This window comes from Vibrio sp. TH_r3 (genome assembly GCF_033101115.1).
Lineage (GTDB): Bacteria > Pseudomonadota > Gammaproteobacteria > Enterobacterales > Vibrionaceae > Vibrio.
In genome coordinates this window covers 128,515-152,429 of record NZ_JAWMPW010000003.1, presented here as the reverse complement: position 1 = coordinate 152,429, position 23,915 = coordinate 128,515, and the positions used below count along the sequence as shown (strand labels likewise).

The window sequence follows — 23,915 nt, the reverse complement described above, 5'->3', positions numbered from 1 at the left end:
TTCACCGTTAAAAAGTATTAAGGGAAACAACATGATGTTAGATTCATTTAATCTACAAGGTAAAGTCGCTATTGTTACTGGTTGTGACACAGGTTTAGGTCAAGGTATGGCATTAGGTCTTGCCCAAGCTGGATGCAAGATCGTTGGTGTTAATTATGTCGAACCATCTGAAACCATTGAAAAAATGAATTCTTCAGGTCACGTTTTTTTAGATGTCCGAGCAAATCTTCTTAACCAAGACGATATTCCAGCTATCATTGAGAAAGCGGTGGCTGAATTCGGCAAAATTGACATTTTAGTCAATAACGCCGGTATTATTCGACGCGAAGATGCGATTGAATTCTCCTCGCAAGACTGGGATGACGTAATGAGCATAAACTCAAAAACTGTATTTTTTATGTCTCAAGCTGTAGCTAAACAGTTCATTTCTCAAGGTAATGGCGGCAAAATAATTAACATAGCTTCTATGCTTTCTTTCCAAGGAGGAATACGTGTCCCTTCTTATACTGCTTCTAAAAGTGCGGTAATGGGCATCACTCGTGCAATGGCAAATGAATGGGCAAGCGACAATATTAATGTCAATGCTATCGCTCCTGGCTACATGGCAACCAACAACACCAAAGCACTTCGTGCTGATGCGGATCGAAATCAAGCAATTTTAGAACGTATTCCAGCAAACCGTTGGGGAACACCGGAAGATGTTGCTGGTCCGTGTGTCTTTCTTGCCTCTGACGCGGCAAATTACGTCAACGGCTACACCATTGCTGTCGATGGCGGTTGGTTAGCACGTTAAATTAATAACGATAAGGTGAATAAGTGCTCTCGATGAACAATCAAGAAATAATCGCGCAGCTGTTTGGCTTAGTAAGCTTGTTGCTTGGTATTTCCGTATTTTATCAAAAAGACGATCGAAAGTTGAAAATAGTTATGCTTATTTTTAACGTAAATCATCTTATTCACTTTCTAATTTTAGGCTCAGTTGTCTCGGCTCTAGGCGCGATGTTATCGACAATAAGAACGGGACTCGCTATTCGGTTTTCATCTATGTGGATTGCTGCGCCGTTTATAGCGATAAGTATTATTAGTGGTGTAATGTTGGCAGACACCCTTTGGCAGTTATGGGCAATAGCAGGCACTGTATTTGGTACATATTCGGTATTCTTACTCAGCGGAATTAAAATGCGTTGCGGTTTTTTACTCGGTTCAACTTGCTGGTTAATTAACAATATATCTGTAGGTTCAATTGGCGGAACCATGCTCGAATTCACCGTTATTGTAATGAACTTAATTACAATAAAACGACTTTATTTTGATAGTAAATTACCAGTAACGACGGATCGCATCTAAGCATTAAAGAATAATTTACAGCCAGCTACAACAAACTACGAATATTCAAATATTGTATTGATAACAGCTCTATGAAATATGAAACCTCAATTGATGAGGTTTATGAAAATTTTTTAACAATCAAATTCAACCTTGGCAGTGAATACTGTAGGAGAAAAAAATGAAAATTGCTTTAATGATGGAAAATAGCCAAGCAGGCAAGAACGCGGCCGTATTAAACCAACTCACAAACGTTGTCGATCCTTTAGGCTACTCTGTCTATAACGTCGGGATGAGTGACGAAAACGACCATCATCTGACATATATCCACCTAGGTATTATGGCTAGTCTACTTATCAACTCTAAAGCGGTTGATTTTATTATCGCAGGTTGCGGTACTGGTCAAGGGGCGATGATGTCACTCAATATTCACCCAGGCGTAGTATGCGGATATTGCTTAGATCCTTCTGACGCATTTTTGTTCAACCAAATCAACAACGGTAACGCACTGGCTCTTGCTTTTGCTAAAGGTTACGGTTGGGGTGCAGAATTAAACGTTGGTTACATTTTTGAAAAAGCGTTTAAAACTGGCGAACGAGGTCAAGGCTATCCACTTGAGCGAGCGGAACCACAACAGCGCAACGCATCAATTTTGGATGATGTAAAAGCAGCGGTAGTTAAAGAGAATTACTTAGACACACTTAAAGCGATTGACCCTGAATTAGTTAAAACGGCTGTCTCTGGTGAACGCTTCCAACAATGCTTTTTTAATAACTGCCAAGTACCCGAAATCGAAGCTTACGTTAAATCGATTCTAAAATAAAAGTTCCTATTTAATACAACGATAAAGCTAGCTTATATAAGCTAGCTTTTTTAGTCGTACCGGATTCAAAAAAAACGTTCATTTAAATTATTTAACATGATCTACAATCAAATTCACCTTAGTCACCGTTACACGTAAGCTAAGAAAAATAGATAACAAATAACTTCAGTTACTTGCTGAATTGCGCCTAATGTATCACCCGTATAGCCACCAATCTGTTTTATCATCCAACGACTAAATACCCACCGCATAACAAGCAGAACGATAACTAACATTATTGCCTGTTGCAGTGTAGGCACAAAAAAAAGAGTCAATCCGCCAATCACCAGTAACGTAATAAAGTCGGTTTGACTGTTCGGACTGCGCGCTATATTCAGTTTGGATTGTTCGACCTGTCTAACATAACCATGAGTATAAACAAAACTGACCGCCATGGTTCTACTGAGTATATGAGAAATAACAAGCAGTAATGCTACATTGTCTAATCCAATCAAGGTGGTATATTTAAGTAACAAAATCAGTACAACACCGAGTAAGGCATAAGCTCCTACTCTAGAATCTTTCATGATTTCTAGCTTTTTCTCAGCAGTAAATGCGCCACCAAAACCATCACAAGTATCAGCAAAGCCGTCTTCATGAAATGCGCCGGTCAAGTAAACGCTAAATGCCATGGACAAAGCAATCGAAACATCAACAGGCCAAATTAGATTGGCAGTTAAAAATACTAACGCATTTAAGCTACCAACTACTAAGCCAACTAATCCACAATACTTGTAAGATTCATTTTTACGTGCCTCACTATAGGGAACCGCTGCCGATATTGGTATTCGACTAAATATCGACATTGCCAATAGAAATATTTGCCACTCTCTGATTATGTTTTTTTTCATATGATTCAACTAATATTTGCAAGACTAGGCCAATGCACCGTTGGCCAGAGCGTGCCATCATCGTCGTGAAAAACACTAATGGTTACTCTTGCTGCATATGGAATATCTAACCTTTGTAAGTAATGACTGGTTTTAGGCATTTCCAAAACCATTCTTAGTATCTGTTTAATGACGCCACCATGAGTCACTAACAAAATTTTTTGTCCTTTTTTTTGTTGCAGCAGCTCTGTCCATGCCAATTGAATTCGTTGGTCATATTGCTCAACAGGTTCACCATTAGGTGGAGTAAATTGCCATGGTTTTGCCCAAAATGTCGCTAATTTATCTTGTTGTTCATCCCAAATCTTTTGTTTGGGCTGTCCATCCCAATCGCCAAAATTCAACTCCATAAATTCCGCTTTTTCTATTAACTCAAGGTGATGTTTTTTGGCATAACCGGCAGCAAACTTATAACAACGCTGTAAAGGAGAAGTAATAACACAACCCACTGCCGGCATCCTTGCGGTCGATGCATGCATTTGTTGCAACCCAACCTCGGTCAGCGCAAAATTTGTGTGTCCTCTAAAGCACTCATCACCTTCAGGTAACCCATGTCGTAGTAATTCTATATGAGTAGTGGTCATCTTATTCTCTTTAACCAAGCGCAAGTTCATTTTTCATCAAATCTAACACCATCGGTTTTGCATTGGCTTCTATCCCAAATCCGGAATGCCACGACGTCACGCCATTAACAACATTCACGCAAGCTCGTATCCATTCGCCATGAGTGACTAGTACTATATCCGACGTATCATCAAGTGTTACTACTTGTTCTAAAAACGCGCAAATTCGTTGTTCAAATTGCCCTTCGCTTTCCACTTCAGGCACAGCACTTAAAGGTTGCTGGTACCTTGACTGGTAAGCAGCCCAATAGGCACTTAAGCTCGGTTTCTCATCAATCACTTCACCTTGCAACACTCCGAAACCACGCTCACGCAAACGTGTATCAATTTGTACTTCGACATTCAGTCCTCGACCAATAATGAGGGCGGATTGATAGGCTCGACCTAAATCACTACTAAATAACAATGGTTGATTTAAAGTAGGCATATTCATTCGTTCAAGTTGCTGCTTAGCGCAGTCAGTTAATGGACTATCCAACCAACCTTGAATTCGCTTTTGAACATTCCATTGCGTTTGACCATGACGGATTAGAACCAGTTTCACAGTTCCCCCAAAAATAGTTTTGCCACCAAGTCAGGATTAGACGGAAAATACCAATGAATATAAGAAGCGACAACATTTTTATGTCGCCAGACAGGATCGGTTTTTCTTCCTCGTTGGGAAATAGGGGTACATAGAATCTGTTCTTTTGATTCCGTTTTAGAATAATGAAATGTGTGGCCACGTAATGTCTGTCCTGCCACCAATTCACCTTCAACTAAACCTAGTGCTGCAAGCTTAGGCTGCATGACGGAATTAGCGTCTAATATCGCAACTAATTCAACACAATTATTCTCGATATCGGTTAATGTTTGATTTAAATACAACATACCACCGCATTCAGCTAATACTGGTTTTTGGCTATTTATATGCGTTTTAATTTGTTTTTTGAGTCGGATATTTTTTGCCAAATTGTCCAAATATAGTTCAGGGTATCCACCGGGTAAATACAGTGCATCGCATTCTGGTAAAGGATGATTATCAATGGGAGAAAAATAACGAATAGTGGCTCCCATTTTCTCTAGCAACTCTATATTGGCCTGATAAATAAAACTAAACGCTGTATCTCGTGCAATCGCAATCACTTTACTTTCTAGTGATCTGGTCACCTTCGCCTCTTTTTGTAATGTAAATTCAACCGCAGGAGGCAGAGTAATGCAATTGTGTTTGTTATTTAGTTCATTTGTTGCAATAAGGTGCGCCGCTAGGTTCAACCTTTCATCCAAATCTTTAAGTTCTTGAGCCTGTACTAAACCCAAGTGACGTTCAGGTAAAGTAAGGCCACTGTCTTTTGCTAAGTAACCAAACATTGCTAACTCTTCAGGTAACGACTCTTGCAGCATCTGTGCATGTACAGGTGAGCCAACTCGATTAGCAAACACACCATACATTTCTATTTCAGGTCGAAAATTAGCTAGTCCATAAGCAATCGCAGCAAAAGTTTGCGCCATTGCACCAGCATCAATCACAGCGAGAACAGGAATACCGAGTGTTTGAGCGATGTCGGCACTCGAGCACTGGCCATCAAACATACCCATCACACCTTCAATCAAAATTAAATCAGCATCTTGGGCAGCTTGCGCCACCATTTGTTTACAATCTGCTTCGCCACACATCCAAAAATCTAACTGATAAACAGGATGACCAGACGCAAAAGCGAGAAAATTAGGATCAATAAAATCCGGGCCAGTTTTAAAAACTCGAACTTTTTTGCCTTGATTGGTAAAGTGCCGTGCAATGGCCGCAACAACCGTTGTTTTGCCACTGCCTGAACTTGGCGCCGCTACCACAAGAGCCGGACAAGATACTGTGTTTTCCATTAGACACCTTTATTTCAACATAATGATCATAACGTCGATAACTTAAACTGGTTTATTTGCTCGTTTCGACTCGTTAAGTCTTATCAATTTTTTGATTGTTTTGTCTTTTTAGTTGCAGACAAAGTTATATCTGGCCAGAGTAATTCAAGGTTGAGATGTTCTTCAATCGTATCTGCTACTCTATTAATACCGTCTTCTCGCATCTGAGCGAAATCGCAACCTTTCGCTTCTTGCAGTCCAGCCCAACGTAAAATTGCACTACAGGCTGACGGTGATTCAAAAATTCCGTGTAAATAGGTACCAAATACTTGCCCGCCCATACCTATCGCTCCATCCGGGCCTTCTGTTAATTTCAGTGGCGCATCATCAGTTACACCCAGTGTTTCTCCCGCATGGATCTCATAACCAAAGACATCGACACTATTCTGACCGGGTAATGTCATGCTACCTTTGGTTTGCCTCAAATGTTTGGTTTCTTGGAGCTCCGTTGTGAGCGACAAATAACCAAGCCCAGAACTACTACCGATAGGACCTTCAATACCTAATGGGTCCGATATGATCTCTCCAAGCATTTGATAACCGCCACACACTCCCATTAATTTGCCTCCAAAGCGAAGGTGACGCTCGATTTGTTTATCCCAACCTTGGCTACGCAAGAAAGCGAGATCAGAACAAACACTCTTTGAGCCGGGCAGAATAATGAGATCAGCTGGGGGTAAACGCTGGTTTTTTCCAATAAATTGTAAATCTACATTCGGATGCATTCGAAGTGGATCAAAGTCAGTATGATTACTAATACGTTGTAAAACCGGCACCACCACGGTAATTTTTTCTTCATCATTACTCAGTTGGCTAATATTGATCGCGTCTTCGGCTTCTAACATTAGTCCGTGTAAGTAAGGCAGTACACCAATTACAGGCTTACCTGTTTTTTGTTCTAGCCATTCAAGGCCATTCTCAAGTAATTTGATGTCCCCTCTAAAACGGTTAATAACAAAACCGACGACACGATCTTGCTCACTTTGACTCAAGAGCGCCAACGTGCCATAAAGATGGGCAAACACTCCTCCCCGGTCAATATCCGCCACAATAATCACTGGAATATCCGCTTCTTCAGCAAAGCCCATATTAGCGATATCATGTTCTCGCAAATTGATCTCAGCAGGACTCCCCGCACCTTCAATCATTACCGATGAATATTCACTCTGTAAACGGTCAAAAGATTCAATAACATACTTCATAACTTGAGGCTTAAAAGCATGATACTCAACCGCATCCATATCTTGTAATGCCTTACCGTGAATAATTACTTGAGCACCAATATCGGTATTAGGCTTTAGTAACACAGGATTCATATCCGTTGTTGGCTCAATATTGCAAGCGTATGCTTGAACAGCTTGCGCTCTACCTATTTCACCACCATCTACGGTTACTGCACTATTTAGTGCCATATTTTGCGATTTAAACGGCGCAACTTTTATTCCTTGTCTCGCCAATACTCGACACAAACCAGCCACCAGAACGCTTTTTCCTGCGTCAGATGTAGTACCTTGTACCATAAGTGCTTTAGAAGTAGCTTGCATAATTTTGTCCATTTATTTGGTTAAAGTCGGCGATACAAACCAAGGCGCGACTGTTGTATCTAGGCTAGCTAACAACTGTTTAGCTACCAACCCCTGTTGCTCTGCGAAATCCAAACAAGCACCTAACCCGCAGCCTTCTACTACGTAACCACGCTCGTACATGCGCAAAGCTTCAAATTGAGACAGAAAAAATTCTATTTTTGGGCTGCGTAACTGACACAGTTCGGGTAAATGAGTAGCAGCAATTTGCGAGTCTCGACATTGTAAAACCCACCGAGTAGTTGCAACTGATAACTGAGTAACTCGAATACGTTCCGCCATGGCGATAATTGGCGCAAATATCATCGCTCCACCAGCAAAATGCAAACAAGGTAACTCACTGGCCAATAGTGCACAACAGGCTCTTTGAATAGGATCTGAATAGCGCGTATTCTCTAGGTAAGCATTGACTTGTTTGGGTAAATGCTCAGTTGCCGTAGTCAACTCAGCAAGTACCTGTTTTTTTACTGCCAGCTTAGCTTTATCTTTAGTGCTACCAGCAAACCATAAATCGCTATTGATCCAACGCTGCAACCACAACGTGGCAAAGGTCGTTCCTCCAATACCAGATTCGGCAAGCAAATGTTGCTCTTGATGAGCATGTTGACGCAATAATTCAGGCACTAATACACGTTGCATCAAAGTCGCTTCTTCACCCACTTGGCAATGATGTACAACTACCTCATCCATTTTACAATCGGTAAAGTCGGGGTCAGAATCTAGGCCTAATTGATAACAATGCAGCCTTATTTTGTAACCTTGTTGTTGTAACGCTCTCAGCACACCGTGCACTAAAATAGCGGGGGTTACCGAGCCGTTGTCAATAACAGGAGAAGGAAAGGATTGCCCGTTAAGCAACGTGTTCGCTTTACCACATGCGATCAGTTCTGTATCTCTGGTCGGATGGAGTTGCATCAACCCCTCACCAGCACCGGCATCACTAACTAAATGCAAATTGGCAATGGGAGCCACCGAATTAAGCGTAATGAAATTTAGCCAGCACATAGTATTCCCTTATCTTGACCTATCAAATTAGCTATAGCGCCTCACTAATTCGCTAATTAGTTACCACATATAGCAATGAACTTACTTTACTAACCCACTTACTGTACCAACCGAATTAGTTTACTAACCCAAACTGTCTGTCAACTCTATTGATCTTTTAGAGCCAGAGGTAATCCAGCCGTCACCAGTGTCACTTTGGCCACTCGTTCAGCAATAGCTTGATGCAACCACCCTGCCTCATCGACAAATCGCCTGCTCATATCGCCCATAGGCACAACACCACAACCCACTTCGTTTGTGACCAATAAAACTTGTCCTGGTAATTGTTCGATAACTTGTAAAAAATTCGCTTTATAGTCTGACCATTCTGTTGCTGATTCAGAGAACAAACAGTTAGTTAACCAAAGTGTTAAACAATCAACTAATAGACAATTATCTTTACGGCTATATTCTTTGAGCGTTTCAGCTAACTCTAACGGCTCTTCTATCACTAGCCATTCAGATGGACGTTGCGCTTTATGCATTGCCACTCTTTGAGCCATCTCTTCATCACGCACTTCAGAAGTAGCAATATAAATAACAGGTTTTGCTGATTGTTTAGCGACTTGCTCTGCATAACTACTTTTACCTGAACGCGCGCCACCAATTACCAGTTCAACCTTTGTATTTTCAATATTCATTTCAACTCTTTTACTTATTGCGTAAATGCATGCTACTTACAGTGCCAATGTCGACTAACTTATACTGCCAATGCAGACGTTCGAGAGACCAACTGGCTGAATTCGACCAGGGCGGCTTCAAGCTTTTTCCATTGTGATTCATTTGCTGGTAAGCCAAACCGAACGCCATCTTGCTCATCACACAATCGAGTAAAAATAGCGTGCTGACACAACCAGTCATGCAGAAAAACCGCTTCTTCGATTGAAACGGTACAAAATAAATCGGTCCCTTTAAGACTTACCTTACTAGACGTATTAAGCGGGACTGTCCCTTTAACGGCTGCCTCTTTTACTACCCTTGATGGCGGTAATAATGATCTTGATAAAGGGACTGTCCCGTTAAGTTTATTAAGAGGGGCGACTAAATAATCAGTGAGTAATTGTTGCAACCGTTCAGAGGCTTGGCTGATTTTCTTACTTGTATCAACTTGCCATGCAACATCCGTTAACGCTTGCCTCATTATCCAACGGCTTGGACCGGTCACTGTCCAAGGACCAATTCGTTGATATACTTGTTGCCTAATTTCTTGATCGGCAAATAGAAAGCCTACCCTTGCTCCCGCTAAACCAAAAAATTTACCAACCGACCTAAATACAACAATATGCTCAAGTTTATCCAACTTGGTTAATATACTATTGTCAGGTTGAGTATCGACAAACGCCTCATCAACAATCAACATGCCGCCGTTATCTATTAGTTGTTGATGCAAGTGAAGTAATTCCGTTGACGTGGCAGTGTAACCACTGGGATTATTTGGATTAATAACCAGCACCACGTCACTTTGTTTAACCTGTTCGACACTAGGAAAATCATCATACCAAATCACTTGCCAATCAGATTGGCTACCAGCATGGCACTCAGTACTGTGTTTGAGCCATGCATGTTGGTGCTCTTTGTATCCAACTTTAGGTAATGCAATAACACCGGCGTTACCTGCGCGTAATTGACGCACAATAGCGGGTAAAATCATGATCCCGGCTTGAGATCCTGCAATGGCTACCGGTTCTTGAGCCGCTTGGTAATAAGTCTTTGCGGCTCGTTCCAATCCATCGTTTGGTTGGGGTAATCTGTTCCATACGGATTCAGGAATATTGCCTACAGGATAAGTAAAGGGGCTAACGCCAGTGGAGAGATCGACCCATTCGCTCTCTTCTCCTCCATACTGCGCAATAATCTGCAGTAAATTACCACCGTGTTTAATTGTCATTAGTTCATTCCTACTAAAGCAATGATCAAGCAGCTATAACCAAAAGCAAAACTGCCTTTAGTAACCAATTGATTGGCTAAAGGTATCGCTTGCCAAGTCGCTTCTTGTCCGCATCCCATTGGTTTTTTGTCGTGCAGTACACCGTGATAGTAAGTTGGACCACCAATAATAATATTTAACGCGCCTGCACCTGCGGTCATCACAACGCCGCCGTTTGGGCTACTGCACTGTTTTGCCTGCTTTTGCCAACAATCAATTGCTTGCTTAAAATTTCCTTGTAATGCATAAATCAGAGCCGTCAATCGAGCGGGAAACCAAGCCAATGCATCGTCGACCTTGGCGCTAAAAGAGCCAAAATGTAAATAACGACTATTTTTATATCCCCACATCGCATCAAGGGTATTGGCTAAACGAAACAATACCGCACCGGGAGCACCCAAAATCAGAAACCATAATAGTGGTGCAAAAACAGCATCATTACCATTCTCTAATACCGATTCAATAGCAGACGAGGCGATCTCTTTTTCTGTCATTTTTTCTGTATTTCGACTCACAATCATCGACACTTGATAGCGAGCCTGTTCAAGGTTAGCGTCTTTTAACGGACGGTATATATTGTCCGCATGTTGCAACAAACTTTTACCTCCTAGTGTCAAATAAACAATGACGCTATTAAATAGCAAAAATACACCTAACGAACTTTGCGCCGCTTTCATTTGTAAAAACAGAGTGAATAAAGTAATTGGCATAACCGCGAGTAACCACGCCAAAATGCCCTGTTGTTGTGGGCTTAACAGCGTCAGTTTACGACTGTATTTTTCGACCCAATTAACGTAGTGACCAAACCCAATTAGTGGATGGAAATAACGCGGTTCACCGAGTAATTTGTCCATCCACAGCGCCACGATTGCGATCACACAACTGAATACAAATGTATGCTGACTAATGAGCTCGCTACTAAGCAACATGGCTACACTCGTAAGCATCAACATCGTCGATAAGGCCAGATAGTTCAGCATGATCAATAAAATAATCATTAGCTAAGGCCCAATCTCTCGCCTGACGATTCAGCGCGACAATTCGACTGTTCGCGAAGTATTGCGGATTGTGTTGTAAAATTTGCTCTGCAATCACAATATCATCAACCAGTAGCCAATCAATTTGCGGAAGTTCATAAGCTAACGGTTTACTGTCTATCCGGCCAACAAGGTAATGGCGTTCATTAATCGCGAAAGTTTTGCTTTCTTCTACCGTCAACATCAACGAAGCAGCAGACACCTTTTCACTAATTATGCCGATTTTGGCTAATGCATTACGTACCGATTGACTCTGACTGCCGATGGGCATAGTGAATTTTCTGATATCAAATTGGTAATCTTGCATGGCTTGCCACCACAACTGAAACGAGGTGAGGTCTGCAAATGCAAGTTCTGGCTGACGAACCAATAACTCAAGGTCGTTTTTATTAAGCAAAGCGGTAGCAGGTAAACAATCAATTGTGATCATTTGCGCACCGTTTTGTTTAAGGAAGTCGACATTTGGATACTGTCCACACAGCATAAAACTACGACCTGAAAGTGGTAATAAACTTCTCCAATCTAATTCACTACTTTGCGAGACTACTTCACCAATAATGGTTAACGCGGGTCCGGTAAGTTGATTGGTGGCTATTTTTTGCGAAATCGTTGCTAACGTACCAATAACACAGGAATGTTCTGCACGAGTTGCGTTACTAATCAAAGCAATAGGGGTATTAGGATCTCGGCCATTTTCTATCAAGTTAGTTGCATGTTGAGCCAGTTTTTTTGCGCCCATGTACAGCACTAATGTCCCACCTGAACGACCTAACTCGCCCCATGATGCAATGGTTTTTGAATGTTGATGACCACTAACAAAAGTAACACTGGAAGCAATGCCACCGCTAGTCAAAGGAAAGCCAGAATAAGCCGCTGCACCCAGTGCTGCTGTAATGCCTGGTACAATTTCATATGGAATATTGTGCGCTTTTAAGTCGCGGCACTCTTCGGTAGTACGACCAAATATACAAGGATCGCCAGATTTTAGACGAGCAACACTTTTCCCTGCTAATGCATACTTGATCACATCTGGATGCATGTCATATTCTATGTGTCCACCTTGATAACCGCGATAGCCCATTTGATGAAGCTGAACATGATTTGGGATCATCGCTAAGATTGCAGGCGCAACCAATTTGTCATAACAAACCACATCGCATTCCGTTAATAATTGTTGAGCACGGCACGTTAACAAACCGGGGTCACCGGGACCTGCACCAATTAAATATACTTTACCGTTATTCATCACTAACCACCTTTTGTTGTTGTGACTCCACCACTTTGGCTTTACGACAAGCATGAGAAAAAGTCGGATCATAGAGCTTTGAATCGACAAAATCATCAATCGCAAACACTTTACTTACGATGATCATTGCGGTCGAACGAATGTTAGCGTCATGCATTTTTTGTGCAATATCGGCCAATGTACCACGAATAATACGTTGTTCAGGATGCGATGCTTTTTCCACAACCGCCACTGGCCAAGTTTGTGGATAAACGTCACTCAATTCACGCACAACTTTACGAATTAACGTCGCGCTCAAGAACAAGCATAAGGTCGCTTCATGTTTTGCTAACGATTTGAGGTTTTCTTTATCCGGAACAGGGGTACGACCTGAAGCCCGAGACAATATGATGGTTTGACACTCTTCAGGTAAGGTTAACTCTTGACCTAACGCGGCTGCCGAGGCTTGAAAAGAGGAAACACCCGGAACGACTTGCCAATCAATACCTAACGCATTTAAGCGACGAGATTGCTCAGCTAAAGAAGAATAAATTGAAAGATCGCCGGTTTGTACTCTGGCCACATCTTGACCATTTTCGAAAGCATCAGTGTACACTTTGGTAATGTCGTCTAAATCCATATCTGCGGAATTAAACACTTTTGCATCCGGGCGAGCTCGTTCTATTACCGCCTTTGGCACTAAGCTCCCCGCGTATAAAACCACTGGACAACGCTCAACTAACTTAGCACCTTTCACTGTGATTAAATCTGGGTCTCCCGGCCCTGCTCCTATAAAATAAACGGTCATTCTGTCACCTCAACGTGTTGCTTATTCTGAATAAGTGAACGGCCGGGCGTTTGACCTTCTCTGGTTTCGCCGTCGTCCAATGTATATTTATTTTTGTAACCGCGTGGGGTGACTATCCAATCTTCAAATCGATAGCTGCTATTGTTTCCCACGATTACTGCTGAATTCATACCAAACTCTAATTCGGTAAAGTTAGCCAATGTTGCCAGTTGAACTGATTGCTCTGGACGATAAGCTGCATTAACAACCGCAACAGGCGTTTGCGGATCACGATGCTGCAATAGAATTTGTTGTGCCTCAATAATATGATTCTGACGCTTTTTAGATCGTGGGTTATAAAAGGTGATGGCAAAATCAGCGTAAGCCGCTGCTTCAATTCGTTTGGTAATCACTTCCCACGGTGTCAACAAATCAGATAGAGAAATAGTACAACTGTCATGTCCAAGTGGCGCACCGACCAAAGAAGCACAAGCATTAGCAGCGGTGATGCCAGGAACCATCTCTAACTCAATTGGTTGCGGTTTATCGGCTAACATTTCAAACACCAATGGCGCCATGGCATACATTCCCGCGTCCCCCGAACACACCAAGGCAACGTTTTTCCCTTCAACAGCCAGTACAATCGCCGAATCAGCTCTTTGCCACTCTTTTGTCATTCCGGTTCTTACTAGTGCTTGGCTATCAATCAATGAAGCCACCATTTTCACATACGGCCCGTAACCAACAATAACATCCGCCTGCTTAACCACTTGTTGAGCTTTTACTGACATTAATTCTAAGCTACCGGGACCTAATCCAACTAAAGATAATTTAGCCACAATTGTTCTCCATTGCAGGGCCTTCTACCACTGCAAAATATTCTTCACCTATCACTTGATTAATAGGTTGGTTATCTGCCAAAGCACGAAATAGTGCTTGCCACTGTTGCTGAGAAAGTTGCTCTACATTTCTTAACCATTGTGCGTTGTTAACCGATACGCTAAACGCCTCACAACCAGTAAGCATCTCCGTAGAACGTTGATCTTTAACGGTGCTCGCTCCAGAATTTCGTTCATAAATAACCAAAGTTGAACGGTTTCTGCATGCGCCTGCACACAAGGTACGACTAATTTTTATTCGTTGGTTACCACTGGCCAACCCCATTTGTTTGAGCAGCATTCGTAGATCATGCGCTAAATTTTTACTACCCGATTTAACGCATCGTTTCCCTTCGCAAAGTAAGATGTGATAGCGATGGAATAACATGGCTCGGTCAAGGTCTGCATGAACCGGTTTACATTGATAACCTTCTAAAACTGCATTGCCATGTGCATTAAGCTTTGTTGGTGAAGTCGCCGTTACCGACACCGTATCTTCAAAGCCACTATTAGTGTTTTCAGTATCACTCCCTTTGGTACTCGGCTCTTTGGTACTCATCTGTTCGGTAATACCGTGACGTTGTTCACTGCCATGTTTTTTTGCACCAAACCAATTTTTACGATTTTGCTGAACGAGTGATTCAGAAAACAACTTTCTGCAACACGATAGCGTCATATTAAAACCGTCTTGTTTAAATACCCATTTAGGTACCAGAAGTGTGTCCGTGTTGCTGTGCCGTAACGCCGCCGCCTCCGCGACAGAGCAACTGCCTGTTACTTTTTTAACGTAATCCGACGGATTTTGTATGCCTGCAAGTCCATCTAGTTTCTCAGGAGAATAAGTCACAAACGGCCATTGTTTCTGAGCAGATAAGGTAATAATGGCCTGCTCATCTTTTTTTAAATCAATACTTGAAACAGCACATACCGAATCGATAGCAAGATTATGCTGTTGCATAAAAGCCGTCAATCCTGCTTCTAATACCGAAAGCGGCGTATTTCTGTCACAACCAATCCCTAGTACCAGAGATTTTGGACGCCACACGACTACCCGATTCTGCCATTGGTTTAATTCCAATCGGTTTTGGTCGCTAACTAACAGCAACCCTTTAAAGTAATTAGGGTCAATGCCATCTAATGTATTGCTAGTAATAAGATGTGCCGGCATTCTTTTGTCATAATTCCACCAGTTTTTTTCTCCCGATTCTTGCACAATAGCAACTGGCTCATCATTAACTATGCTGGCTGATACCGATGTAATGGAACACTCCGATATAGGGTCAAGTACCCAACCAAATGGCGCTCCAAACATATCGGCTGAAACACTTTCCGACACATCAGACGCGGTTGTGATGACTGGGGTCGCCTTTACAAGATGCGCAACCCGTTGGGTCAATTCGTTCGCGCCACCGCGATGACCCGACAACATGGATATTGCAAATTTAGCTTGTTCGTCTAAACAGACCACCGCTGGATCAAGTCGTTTATCTTTAATTAACGGGCTAATCACTCGAGTAACGATGCCACTAGCAAAGATAAAAATATGGCCATCGTATTGAGCAAATTTTTCAGCAACAAAATCGGATAATGGAAAAGACAAAAGCTCCGCATTCACGGTGTCGTTTATCGCGACTTGCGCAACGAACACATCGGCAAACGGTAACGCTTTTTTGAGACGTTGTGCCTGCCTAGCACCGTTAACTGTAATTGCGTATATTGCTAATTTCATAACAACCTCAATTACGCTACGGATAACTTGCCGCGTAAAATACCTTTACGAGAGCGAATGGATAATTGAACCATCGAAAAATAGCGATGCCCTTCTGGCACATCATCTAGGTTACTAAACACTTGTTGTTGTTCAGTACTGGCGTGTGAAACATACGTTGCAGTATTTTCTAAGCCTAGTTGCTTTAATTTCGCTGACAATTTAGGAATAACTCGTCCAGCTTTGATCAACATAATGGTGTCAAACTCTTTGACCAATTCATCCAAACAGTCTATTCCGTAGGTTGCAGGAACCACACAAAAGCGTTCTTGACCATCGGCTAATGGAATCTTAGTAGCGGCAGGCACCGCAGTAATAGAGGTAACACCAGGAATAATAATCGGTTCTAGTTCTGGCGCAGTAACCAATAACTCTTCCTGAATATAAGCCCAAGTACTAAACACCGATGGATCGCCTTCGGTAACAAAAGCGACAGATTTACCCTGTTTTAAATGACCAAGAATCGTCTCTGCTGCGGCTTGCCATGCTGGAACATTCTGACCAGCATCACGCGTCATCGGAAAGTGTAGGAAGCAGCGTTCAGCGCTAATCTCATCTTCGCTAATCCCGCCTGTTACTATTTCCCATGCAAATGAATCGGCCTTGCCTTTGGTTTTTTCTGGAATAGCTAACACATCAACTTGTTTAATTATTCGTACTGCCTTTAACGTCAGTAGTTCGCTATCGCCAGTTCCTATACCTACGGCGTAAAGCTGACCTAGTGATGAAACGCTCATGATAAATTCTCCTGTACAGTTTTTATTACCGTAAATAAATAGATTGGATTCTCAGCCTGAAAGCGTTGATAGTGCGCCAGTGGTTGAGTATGAGACACATTGATAACTTGAGTGGATAACGTATGTTGGTTTTGTTTTGCCCATTGGTATACTTCGGCAACGGTGTCTATGGTAACGGCACTGATCATTAACCGGCCGTGGTTTTTTAGCCGCTGCACGGCAGTGGATAAAATGGATGCCATTTGACCTCTGCTGCCACCAATAAATACCGCATCAGGGTCGGGTAAATCGGCTAACCCATCGGGTGCTTTAGTGTCAATCAGGCAGACATTGTCGGTACTGTGTGCAAAGCAGTTTTCTTGTATGCTTTGCAAACACTCTTGATTGCATTCCACCGCATACACTTTGCCATTCCAAGCCAGTTTGGCCGACTCAATTGCAACCGAACCCGACCCTGAACCGATATCCCATACTGTATCGTTGGCTTGAATAGTCAAACTTGTTAACGCCAAGTTTCTGACGGCTAACTTAGTAATCAGACCTTTTTGTGGCATTCGTTTTAAAAAGCTTTCATCACTGGAAAACTGACCATGTCCGCCCCATTTTTTATTGGTGAGCCGTTGGGCCAAAACAATATTCAATTTGTCGAATTCAATATCACTATTAACGAGCTCTTCAACCGTAAAAGAGCGAATGCGTTCATTGGTTGCGCCCAATTGTTCACATACACTAAGTTGCCAGTCCATTTGATTGAACCTTTGCATATGTGCCGCTAACACCGAAGGAGTATTCTTGTAATCGGTTAATATCGCAAACAAGTCACCTTGCTGTAGCTGACTTGTTAGACCCGTTAAACTTCTACCATGGCAAGACAGAAAGCGAGCCTCATTCCAAGGCAAGCCTAAACGTGAAAATGCAAGTTGAGCCGAGCTAATGGACGGAATAAAAGTTAAGTCACTGGCAGACATTTTTTTTAATAGTGTAGTGCCTATTCCAAAGAAAAGCGGGTCACCAGACGCGAGAATCACCACTTCTCCTTCTTCACTCTCGTCGATCACTTTATTCATCCAATCAGAAAAACCTAGCGACATATCTAAAAAGAGTCCTTCAAATTGAGGAAACCACTCTCGATGCCTTGGATGACCAGCAACCACTCTGGCGTTTGAAACGGCATTGACCGCTCGACTAGTCAAACCTAAGCACCCATCTTCCGGAACACCAACTATTGTAATTCGAGTCATCATTCGTTTTACCTTGTTACACAGTCTGATAAAGAAGCGCGTGAATACTAGAGACCACAATAGGGCTGCCACCTTTGCGGCCAATGCTGGCGATATAAGGCACCTCATTTTGGTCGATAAGCGCTTGTTTAGATTCTTGTGCTTTAACAAAACCAACCGGAATACCAATGACCAACGCAGGCTTGGCTTCGCTTTCCTTTACCATGCGTAATATTTCGTACAAAGCAGTAGGCGCATTACCTACCCCCACAATCGCACCATCTAAAATCCCTAAGTCTCGCGCTTTTCTCATCGCCCAAATGGCTCGGGTGTCTCCGGTCTGTTTTGCTTTAGTTATCACCTCGTCATCGCTAATAAAACAATGTGCTTGGTTGTTATATACCGACAAACGCTGTGCACTAAGGCCACTGGTTATCATGGTGACATCACTAATAATTGCGCAACCATTTTTTAAGGCATCAATTCCTTGTTGCACCGCGCCTTGACTAAACCGAAACAAGTTAGCAAAATCAAAATCACCCGTGGTATGAATGGCTCGTCGAACCACTTGCCATTGCTGTTGATCAAAACTATGCCCACCGTGATATTGATGAATTTCATGATCGATAATCGAAAAGGATCCGTTTTCAATCGCTTTTCCTTGACGCGTCATCTGTTGCATTTTATCCATTATCATTCCGCCCTTTATTCATATCGTTCATAGCAGTTAAATTATTTGCGTTCGCCGTATTGGCTAGCTCATCTTGCTTAGCAAAACGTCCCAGCGGTGTCCCATCAAAGTCAATTAAAATCATCTCCGTCTCTAGGGCATAATTTATGTACTTATTGGCCTGGTCTAAGCTCTCTTTACACAAACGAGTAAAGAACCTTCTTGCTTCATATTGCCTAACAATGTCTAAAACATGACGGCCAGTATTGGCCTTTAAGATCTGCTCGCAGACTTGTGGATCCATACCTTCTTGTTTGGCTAACTCCGCTAACAGATCGAAATCTATTGCGTGACCAGAAACATGAGTCATCATTTTTCCTGAAATCAACTTGCCCATTTTGCCTATCATCACCACCATGGACACTTTATTGATTTGATAGCGCTTCGATGCTCTTAATCCTATTCCCATAAAATCACCCGCTTGGATAAATGCCATATCACCAAGCTGAGAAAAGAGATCCATTGCCGCCTTTTCAGATCGACTGCCTGTAGTCAGCACCACATGATCAAGCTTATTTGCTGCGGCAATTTGAATAGATTGTCGAACAGACGCTGCAAATGCAGAGGTAGAATAAGGCTTCACTGTGCCTCGAGTTCCTAAAATAGAAATACCACCAATAAGCCCCAATCTTTCACTAATGGTTTCCTTAGCTACTTCTTCGCCTCGCGGTGCACTAATGGTTAATTCAACCCCTTTATTTAATAACGCCGAAGAATTAGTCACTTGTAACTGAGCCAGTTCTAACGAAACCATCGCGACTATATTGGCTCTAGGGACTGGGTTAATCGCAGGTTCACCCACTTGCAATTCCAAACCGGGTAAAGTGACACGGGCAATGCCTTTGCCTCCTTTCAATTCGATGCCCGGCTTCTGCGACCATTTGGCGGTACACTGTATCTCTATACCGTGCGTACAATCAGGATCATCCCCTGCATCTTTTATGATGCCAGCCAAAACAGATTGCATAACAGAGCTATTGGGTTGATCCAATCCGTACGAAGTGGCATCAACATTGGTTTCTAATCGATGCAATTCGAATGTCGCCGCTTGTTTGTTGGGCAAAATAATCTCTATGTTTGAGAACGATTGTTGAGTGACTAACATGCGCACCGCTGCTCTGGCTGAAGCAGCCGCACAAGCTCCCGTGGTATATCCACCACGTAACTCGTCTTTATTTGCAGAACGCTTTAATTTACCCACTACCGATTCCTATAGTTGTTGCGACTTATTAGCCGATTACTAATTGTTTTTATTACTCACTGGTTTCAGTGTATAAACTGCTTATTCATCTCAAGCGCCAACTCAAATGAATGTGTATTTGCTCTTGAAAATTCCAACTGATCGACTTTAATAACCTGCCCCTTCATCATGCTGAAGTTAGCCCTTTGGCTCGGTGGCGTTGGCTTTTTGTTCATCGGCCCAACTTGGTAAAGGTAATAATCGGGATTTTCAACCAACACACTTTCTACGTTGTATTTAACTAGTTTGCGGTTTGATGGTGCGATTAACTGTCCACCAGCAGCAGAAATAATTCCCTGCACAATGCTTAACTGGCCAGCAATAATAAAAGGGCTTTCTGTGACCTCAAAAACCACCTTGGGCGCCGTTGCAATAGGTTTTATTTGGTTACGCAAATCGACCATTTGTTTGATTAATTTTTCCGCTTGTTGCTTTCTATCTAAAATTTCGCCTAATGTTTCTATCTCAACCAGAATGTCATCCAAATTAGTAGGATCATACTTAATGACATCTGCTGCTATTTTTTGCGAAAGATGTTCAGAGAAAAAACGATTTGAACTTATAACTAATAAATCTGGTTCTAGACCTTTTAACAGCTCGATATTGGGTTTTATGTGCGAACCTATTTTGAGTGCGTTAGGAAAATCATCATTACTACGAGTTACGCCAACCACTTTGTCTTGCGCGTTAAGCTTAATAAAAATATCCCCCGCTGCCGGAGCTAACAAAACCACTCGCTGGTAGGCATAACTATTAGGAACAAAAATTAAAACTAGTAGTGTCAATAGAGACCGATACATCGTATACCTCAGAAAGTAGTTGGCTAGTCACTTCATCTCTACTGACATCGAAGAGAAGGCGACCCTGTTTAAAAAATAGAAAACGGTCAAAATAGCGATACGCTAAATTGACATCATGCACCGAGGTAATCACGGTTTGATCTAATTGTTGTAGGTAATCAAATACCTCTAACGTATGACGAATATCTAAACTGGAATTCGGTTCATCCAGGTAGATGATAGGCGCTTGCTGATTAAGTACCCGAGCAATCATCACTCGGCGTTTCTCACCACCTGATAACTCAGAAAAACTGCGATCTTTATAGTGAGCTAAATCAAGTTGGGATAATAATTCAATAGTCTGGTTCTTATCGCTCTGGTTAAATTCAGAACCTTCCATATGCACAAACCGACCCAGTAAAGCCACTTCTAAAACACTAAATGGAAAGGAAACATCCGAAAACTGAGGAAGTACCGAAAATAAATGTGCTCTTTTGGCATGGTTAATAGTTTTCAATGCCTGATTAAGATAGAAAACAGAGCCAGCACCCTCATCAATCAACCCAGCCATCAGGTTTATTAAAGTACTTTTTCCACAACCATTCTCCCCCATTAGCGCTACTTTCTCTCCAGCTTGAATATTTAACGATTCCAAACATAGAGAAAAATTGGCTCTTTTGTAGACTAGATTGTTAATTTGAATATCAACCATTCCAGAAATGCTCTCTACGTCGTTTTAAAAGATAAAAGAAGAACAAACCACCAAATAGCGCGGTCAAAATACCGACCGGTAGTTCAGCGCCACCAGGAATTATTACTCGAGATAAAGTGTCCGATGCCATTAATAAAAAAGCACCAAACAAACTTGAATAGAAAATATTGTTCTTCATATCGCTACCAAAAAGGCTACGAGATATATGCGGAACAATAAGCCCGACAAAACCGATAATGCCAGAGAAGCTAACCGCTACCGAGACCAGTAACGTCGATAGGACAAACACAATCGTTCGCAATCTGTGCACATCAAGTCCAAGACTTTGTGCTGAATGTTCATCTAAAGCTAACACATTCAATTTCATTGAATTCTTATATAAATAGCTAAATACTAATCCAAATAAAACCACACATATCGCCACTCGCTGCCAGCTGACCATAAAGATGCCACCCATTAACCAATAAACAATTGAATTAAGTGAATCTTCAAAATAATATTTAGAAAAACTGATGATGGCAGAAGCGATAATATTCATAACGACACCAGCTAGGATCATGGTAATCGGATTTATTCTGCCGGCAGTAAGTGACATTCGATACACCAGCATCAAACCGCTAATGCCAGTAGCAAAAGCAAACACAAAAATAAATTGAGCGGGAACGCCTAGAGAAATAGCCAGCACCGCACCTAACGCAGAAGACGATGCCGCACCAGTGGTAAAGCTATCTGCTAATGGGTTTTTTAACGTCAATTGATAAATACTTCCGCTAAGACCAAGCATTGCGCCGATTATGCTAGCAAAAAGGACTCGCGGCATTCTTAGCTCAGTCAAAATACTCTGTTCTACAGGTGCCATATCGGTTGGATTAATCCAATGAGGACCAATAAACATGGAAACCAATATACACAGCGCCAAGATAACCATTAATCCTAGTTTCATGTTTCTACCCTCTTGACGATTTGGTTAGCGATAACAACTAACACTAGATTCAAGATAAGTAAGATGGCTAACGAAGAAAAACTGAACGGTTCGGTAGCCAGCATAGAAGAACGAATAAGATCAGCGCTATATGTTAATGGCGAAATCGCCGCCAGGGCTTGTACCACCATAGGCATTTGGTCAACAGGAAAAAAAGTACCCGATAAAAACATCATAGGAGTGATAATAAAGGTGTTCATGGTGGCTTGGTCGCGATGGTTTTTCATCTTTAACGCGACAATTAAGCCAATCAGCGCAAAGGCCATGAGATGGAAGAACAAAGCGGCAAAAAACAGTAGCGAAAAATGAAGGTCAATACCAAAACCAAGACAATAAAGGGAAACCATTAAGACTGGGATCATACCTTTGGTCATACCGTACAACACTTCTCCTACAACAATTTGCCAACGTTGATTTGGTGCAAGAAGATACTCTTCGAAGATCTTTAAATAAAAACGGCTGATATTAATTTCCGAAGCGATATTATAACTGTAGTTCATACTCGACATTGCCAATAAGCCGGGTAGTAAAAAGGTAAGATAATCCACTTCACCGACTACGGTGCCTTTGCCAACGCCGTAACCGAAAGCCATAAGATACAAGAATGGAGGCACCGCGGACGCCAGTAGTATTCGGACGATTTTTTTCTTTAATACCGTCACTTCACGATAATAGATACCTATCACACCACTAAACATTTTTATGTAACCTCGTTCCGGTAAAATGAACAAAAACATCTTCTAATGTGGTCTCTCTTATACTAACCGGCACATTACCTAGTGCTTTAATCCGGACTAATGCATCGTCACGATGAGCAAAAAACTCTTGCTCTAATTCCTCTTTCTCGATGTCTATCGCGCAACAGCCTAGCTGTTGTTTTAAACTTTCTGACGTGCCTTGAGTAACGATTCTTCCTCTATCAATAAAAATAACTCTTTCCGCTAATTTTTCTGCTTCCTCGATGTAATGGGTAGTAAGAAATATGGTGCATTCTCTTTCCCTATTTATCTTGCTTAGAAATGACAGCATTTTTCGACGAGCCAGTGGGTCAAGCCCTACGGTTGGTTCGTCTAAGAAGAGAATTTTAGGGTTATGCATGAGTGCACGAGCAATCACTAATTTGCGTTTCATGCCACCTGATAACTTACCCGCTGGCTTATTTTTATGTTCGGATAATTGGGCAAATTCAAGGCATTGTTCGATAGCATTATTTAATACACTACCGCGCATTTTGTACAATAAGCCATGCACTCTAAGGTTTTCTGTTAACGTAAGTTCTTTATCAAGGTTATTATGTTGTGGAACTACTCCTATCATTTTTTTCAACGCTAGGCGGCTCGGATCATACTGTTCATTCTGGTAAAGAATATGGCCCGAACTCGGTTCCAATAAACCGGTTAACATTTTTATGATGGTGGTTTTCCCTGCGCCATTTGGACCAAGAAAAGCACATATCTCACCTTGCTGAATAACAAAATCCACCTCATCAACAGCCATGCTGTTACCAAACGAGCGTGACAATGCCTTAACTTCTATGAGCACATTATTTGCAATAGTGCTGTTGTCTATAACATTGTTGTCTATAACATGGCTTTTTATAACATTATGCTCGATAACGTTATTTTCTATAGAGTGAGCAGTAGAACAACCGAGTGAGTGATTCATC

General features: G+C 41.9%; 25 protein-coding genes. 3 read left to right on the top strand and 22 right to left on the bottom strand.

All coding sequences use genetic code 11. The annotated features are described in order from the left end of the window. Positions 1-31: 31 nt before the first annotated feature. The 3 genes from kduD to R3X26_RS04750 all read left to right on the top strand — a co-directional run bounded on the left by kduD (position 32) and on the right by R3X26_RS04750 (position 2,149). The gene (gene kduD, locus R3X26_RS04760; RefSeq protein ID WP_317716065.1) at positions 32-793 is read left to right on the top strand and encodes a 2-dehydro-3-deoxy-D-gluconate 5-dehydrogenase KduD; all 762 of its coding nucleotides are present in this window, start codon (positions 32-34) and stop codon (positions 791-793) included. A 32-nt stretch (positions 794-825) separates the two neighbouring features. Next, positions 826-1,347 carry a YgjV family protein gene (locus R3X26_RS04755; RefSeq protein WP_317716064.1) on the top strand — a complete coding sequence of 174 codons (522 nt, stop codon included), beginning with the start codon at positions 826-828 and terminating at the stop codon, positions 1,345-1,347. A gap of 160 nt (positions 1,348-1,507) precedes the next feature. Then, entirely contained in the window at positions 1,508-2,149 is a 642-nt protein-coding gene (locus R3X26_RS04750; protein ID WP_317716063.1) for an RpiB/LacA/LacB family sugar-phosphate isomerase, read from the top strand. A 128-nt stretch (positions 2,150-2,277) separates the two neighbouring features. Here R3X26_RS04750 and R3X26_RS04745 read toward each other — a convergent pair whose 3' ends face one another. The 22 genes from R3X26_RS04745 to R3X26_RS04640 all read right to left on the bottom strand — a co-directional run bounded on the left by R3X26_RS04745 (position 2,278) and on the right by R3X26_RS04640 (position 23,914). Beyond that, complete coding sequence (locus tag R3X26_RS04745; protein WP_317716062.1) at positions 2,278-3,039, bottom strand: adenosylcobinamide-GDP ribazoletransferase; 762 nt, start codon at positions 3,037-3,039, stop codon at positions 2,278-2,280. Between the two features lie 5 nt (positions 3,040-3,044). Beyond that, positions 3,045-3,662: a histidine phosphatase family protein gene (locus R3X26_RS04740; protein ID WP_317716061.1), complete on the bottom strand. Its 618-nt coding sequence runs from the start codon at positions 3,660-3,662 to the stop codon at positions 3,045-3,047. Between the two features lie 10 nt (positions 3,663-3,672). Further along, a complete protein-coding gene (locus R3X26_RS04735) occupies positions 3,673-4,245 on the bottom strand; it encodes a histidine phosphatase family protein (RefSeq protein ID WP_317716060.1) in 573 nt (190 codons plus the stop codon). Further along, on the bottom strand, positions 4,242-5,561 hold the full coding sequence (locus R3X26_RS04730) for a cobyrinate a,c-diamide synthase (RefSeq protein WP_317716059.1): 1,320 nt from the start codon (positions 5,559-5,561) through the stop codon (positions 4,242-4,244). Before R3X26_RS04730 ends, R3X26_RS04735 begins: the two co-directional genes overlap by 4 nt. Positions 5,562-5,644: 83 nt before the next feature. Beyond that, positions 5,645-7,144, bottom strand: a complete 1,500-nt coding sequence (locus tag R3X26_RS04725) for a cobyric acid synthase (protein ID WP_317716058.1) — start codon at positions 7,142-7,144, stop codon at positions 5,645-5,647. A 12-nt stretch (positions 7,145-7,156) separates the two neighbouring features. Beyond that, entirely contained in the window at positions 7,157-8,188 is a 1,032-nt protein-coding gene (locus tag R3X26_RS04720; protein ID WP_317716057.1) for a hypothetical protein, read from the bottom strand. Positions 8,189-8,334: 146 nt separating this feature from the next. Continuing rightward, on the bottom strand, positions 8,335-8,868 hold the full coding sequence (gene cobU, locus R3X26_RS04715; protein WP_317716056.1) for a bifunctional adenosylcobinamide kinase/adenosylcobinamide-phosphate guanylyltransferase: 534 nt from the start codon (positions 8,866-8,868) through the stop codon (positions 8,335-8,337). A 59-nt stretch (positions 8,869-8,927) separates the two neighbouring features. Next, positions 8,928-10,115 carry a threonine-phosphate decarboxylase gene (locus R3X26_RS04710; RefSeq protein ID WP_317716055.1) on the bottom strand — a complete coding sequence of 396 codons (1,188 nt, stop codon included), beginning with the start codon at positions 10,113-10,115 and terminating at the stop codon, positions 8,928-8,930. Beyond that, positions 10,115-11,083: an adenosylcobinamide-phosphate synthase CbiB gene (gene cbiB, locus R3X26_RS04705; protein ID WP_317716205.1), complete on the bottom strand. Its 969-nt coding sequence runs from the start codon at positions 11,081-11,083 to the stop codon at positions 10,115-10,117. Before cbiB ends, R3X26_RS04710 begins: the two co-directional genes overlap by 1 nt. Further along, positions 11,073-12,437, bottom strand: a complete 1,365-nt coding sequence (cobA, locus tag R3X26_RS04700) for a uroporphyrinogen-III C-methyltransferase (RefSeq protein ID WP_317716054.1) — start codon at positions 12,435-12,437, stop codon at positions 11,073-11,075. The genes cbiB and cobA overlap by 11 nt, the downstream gene beginning before the upstream one ends. Beyond that, positions 12,430-13,224: a precorrin-4 C(11)-methyltransferase gene (gene cobM / locus R3X26_RS04695; protein ID WP_317716053.1), complete on the bottom strand. Its 795-nt coding sequence runs from the start codon at positions 13,222-13,224 to the stop codon at positions 12,430-12,432. Before cobM ends, cobA begins: the two co-directional genes overlap by 8 nt. Beyond that, a complete protein-coding gene (gene cobJ, locus R3X26_RS04690) occupies positions 13,221-14,042 on the bottom strand; it encodes a precorrin-3B C(17)-methyltransferase (protein ID WP_317716052.1) in 822 nt (273 codons plus the stop codon). Before cobJ ends, cobM begins: the two co-directional genes overlap by 4 nt. After that, complete coding sequence (locus tag R3X26_RS04685; RefSeq protein WP_317716051.1) at positions 14,035-15,810, bottom strand: cobalamin biosynthesis protein; 1,776 nt, start codon at positions 15,808-15,810, stop codon at positions 14,035-14,037. The genes cobJ and R3X26_RS04685 overlap by 8 nt, the downstream gene beginning before the upstream one ends. 11 nt (positions 15,811-15,821) lie before the next feature. Next, positions 15,822-16,586 (bottom strand): precorrin-2 C(20)-methyltransferase, encoded by a 765-nt coding sequence (gene cobI / locus R3X26_RS04680; protein WP_317716050.1) that lies wholly within the window; start codon positions 16,584-16,586, stop codon positions 15,822-15,824. After that, positions 16,583-17,830, bottom strand: coding sequence for a precorrin-6y C5,15-methyltransferase (decarboxylating) subunit CbiE (gene cbiE / locus R3X26_RS04675; protein WP_317716049.1), 1,248 nt, complete (start codon positions 17,828-17,830; stop codon positions 16,583-16,585). Before cbiE ends, cobI begins: the two co-directional genes overlap by 4 nt. A 13-nt stretch (positions 17,831-17,843) precedes the next feature. Next, on the bottom strand, positions 17,844-18,497 hold the full coding sequence (locus R3X26_RS04670) for a precorrin-8X methylmutase (protein ID WP_317716048.1): 654 nt from the start codon (positions 18,495-18,497) through the stop codon (positions 17,844-17,846). Then, a complete protein-coding gene (locus R3X26_RS04665) occupies positions 18,490-19,737 on the bottom strand; it encodes a cobalt-precorrin-5B (C(1))-methyltransferase (protein WP_317716047.1) in 1,248 nt (415 codons plus the stop codon). The genes R3X26_RS04670 and R3X26_RS04665 overlap by 8 nt, the downstream gene beginning before the upstream one ends. Positions 19,738-19,802: 65 nt before the next feature. Further along, positions 19,803-20,576 carry an ABC transporter substrate-binding protein gene (locus R3X26_RS04660; RefSeq protein ID WP_317716046.1) on the bottom strand — a complete coding sequence of 258 codons (774 nt, stop codon included), beginning with the start codon at positions 20,574-20,576 and terminating at the stop codon, positions 19,803-19,805. Continuing rightward, positions 20,530-21,267 (bottom strand): ABC transporter ATP-binding protein, encoded by a 738-nt coding sequence (locus tag R3X26_RS04655; protein ID WP_317716045.1) that lies wholly within the window; start codon positions 21,265-21,267, stop codon positions 20,530-20,532. The genes R3X26_RS04660 and R3X26_RS04655 overlap by 47 nt, the downstream gene beginning before the upstream one ends. Next, a complete protein-coding gene (locus tag R3X26_RS04650) occupies positions 21,260-22,210 on the bottom strand; it encodes an iron ABC transporter permease (protein ID WP_317716044.1) in 951 nt (316 codons plus the stop codon). The genes R3X26_RS04655 and R3X26_RS04650 overlap by 8 nt, the downstream gene beginning before the upstream one ends. Further along, entirely contained in the window at positions 22,207-22,947 is a 741-nt protein-coding gene (locus tag R3X26_RS04645; protein WP_317716043.1) for an ABC transporter permease, read from the bottom strand. The genes R3X26_RS04650 and R3X26_RS04645 overlap by 4 nt, the downstream gene beginning before the upstream one ends. Next, entirely contained in the window at positions 22,940-23,914 is a 975-nt protein-coding gene (locus R3X26_RS04640; protein WP_317716042.1) for an ABC transporter ATP-binding protein, read from the bottom strand. Before R3X26_RS04640 ends, R3X26_RS04645 begins: the two co-directional genes overlap by 8 nt. Position 23,915: the final 1 nt, after the last annotated feature.

Excerpts from the sequence above, each read along its gene's own strand:
- R3X26_RS04655 (WP_317716045.1), bottom strand. The coding sequence starts at position 21,267 with ATGGTTGATATTCAAATTAACAATCTAGTCTACAAAAGAGCCAATTTT.
- R3X26_RS04640 (WP_317716042.1), bottom strand. The coding sequence starts at position 23,914 with ATGAATCACTCACTCGGTTGTTCTACTGCTCACTCTATAGAAAATAAC.
- cobM (WP_317716053.1), bottom strand. The coding sequence starts at position 13,224 with ATGACCGTTTATTTTATAGGAGCAGGGCCGGGAGACCCAGATTTAATC.
- R3X26_RS04725 (WP_317716058.1), bottom strand. The coding sequence starts at position 7,144 with ATGCAAGCTACTTCTAAAGCACTTATGGTACAAGGTACTACATCTGAC.
- R3X26_RS04670 (WP_317716048.1), bottom strand. The coding sequence starts at position 18,497 with ATGGATAAAATGCAACAGATGACGCGTCAAGGAAAAGCGATTGAAAAC.
- cobI (WP_317716050.1), bottom strand. The coding sequence starts at position 16,586 with ATGAGCGTTTCATCACTAGGTCAGCTTTACGCCGTAGGTATAGGAACT.
- R3X26_RS04740 (WP_317716061.1), bottom strand. The coding sequence starts at position 3,662 with ATGACCACTACTCATATAGAATTACTACGACATGGGTTACCTGAAGGT.
- R3X26_RS04755 (WP_317716064.1), top strand. The coding sequence starts at position 826 with ATGAACAATCAAGAAATAATCGCGCAGCTGTTTGGCTTAGTAAGCTTG.
- cobA (WP_317716054.1), bottom strand. The coding sequence starts at position 12,437 with ATGAATAACGGTAAAGTATATTTAATTGGTGCAGGTCCCGGTGACCCC.
- R3X26_RS04650 (WP_317716044.1), bottom strand. The coding sequence starts at position 22,210 with ATGAAACTAGGATTAATGGTTATCTTGGCGCTGTGTATATTGGTTTCC.
- R3X26_RS04660 (WP_317716046.1), bottom strand. The coding sequence starts at position 20,576 with ATGTATCGGTCTCTATTGACACTACTAGTTTTAATTTTTGTTCCTAAT.
- R3X26_RS04710 (WP_317716055.1), bottom strand. The coding sequence starts at position 10,115 with ATGACAATTAAACACGGTGGTAATTTACTGCAGATTATTGCGCAGTAT.
- R3X26_RS04730 (WP_317716059.1), bottom strand. The coding sequence starts at position 5,561 with ATGGAAAACACAGTATCTTGTCCGGCTCTTGTGGTAGCGGCGCCAAGT.
- R3X26_RS04745 (WP_317716062.1), bottom strand. The coding sequence starts at position 3,039 with ATGAAAAAAAACATAATCAGAGAGTGGCAAATATTTCTATTGGCAATG.
- cbiE (WP_317716049.1), bottom strand. The coding sequence starts at position 17,830 with ATGATGACTCGAATTACAATAGTTGGTGTTCCGGAAGATGGGTGCTTA.
- cobU (WP_317716056.1), bottom strand. The coding sequence starts at position 8,868 with ATGAATATTGAAAATACAAAGGTTGAACTGGTAATTGGTGGCGCGCGT.
- R3X26_RS04750 (WP_317716063.1), top strand. The coding sequence starts at position 1,508 with ATGAAAATTGCTTTAATGATGGAAAATAGCCAAGCAGGCAAGAACGCG.
- cbiB (WP_317716205.1), bottom strand. The coding sequence starts at position 11,083 with ATGTTGCTTAGTAGCGAGCTCATTAGTCAGCATACATTTGTATTCAGT.
- R3X26_RS04645 (WP_317716043.1), bottom strand. The coding sequence starts at position 22,947 with ATGTTTAGTGGTGTGATAGGTATCTATTATCGTGAAGTGACGGTATTA.
- R3X26_RS04720 (WP_317716057.1), bottom strand. The coding sequence starts at position 8,188 with ATGTGCTGGCTAAATTTCATTACGCTTAATTCGGTGGCTCCCATTGCC.
- kduD (WP_317716065.1), top strand. The coding sequence starts at position 32 with ATGATGTTAGATTCATTTAATCTACAAGGTAAAGTCGCTATTGTTACT.
- R3X26_RS04685 (WP_317716051.1), bottom strand. The coding sequence starts at position 15,810 with ATGAAATTAGCAATATACGCAATTACAGTTAACGGTGCTAGGCAGGCA.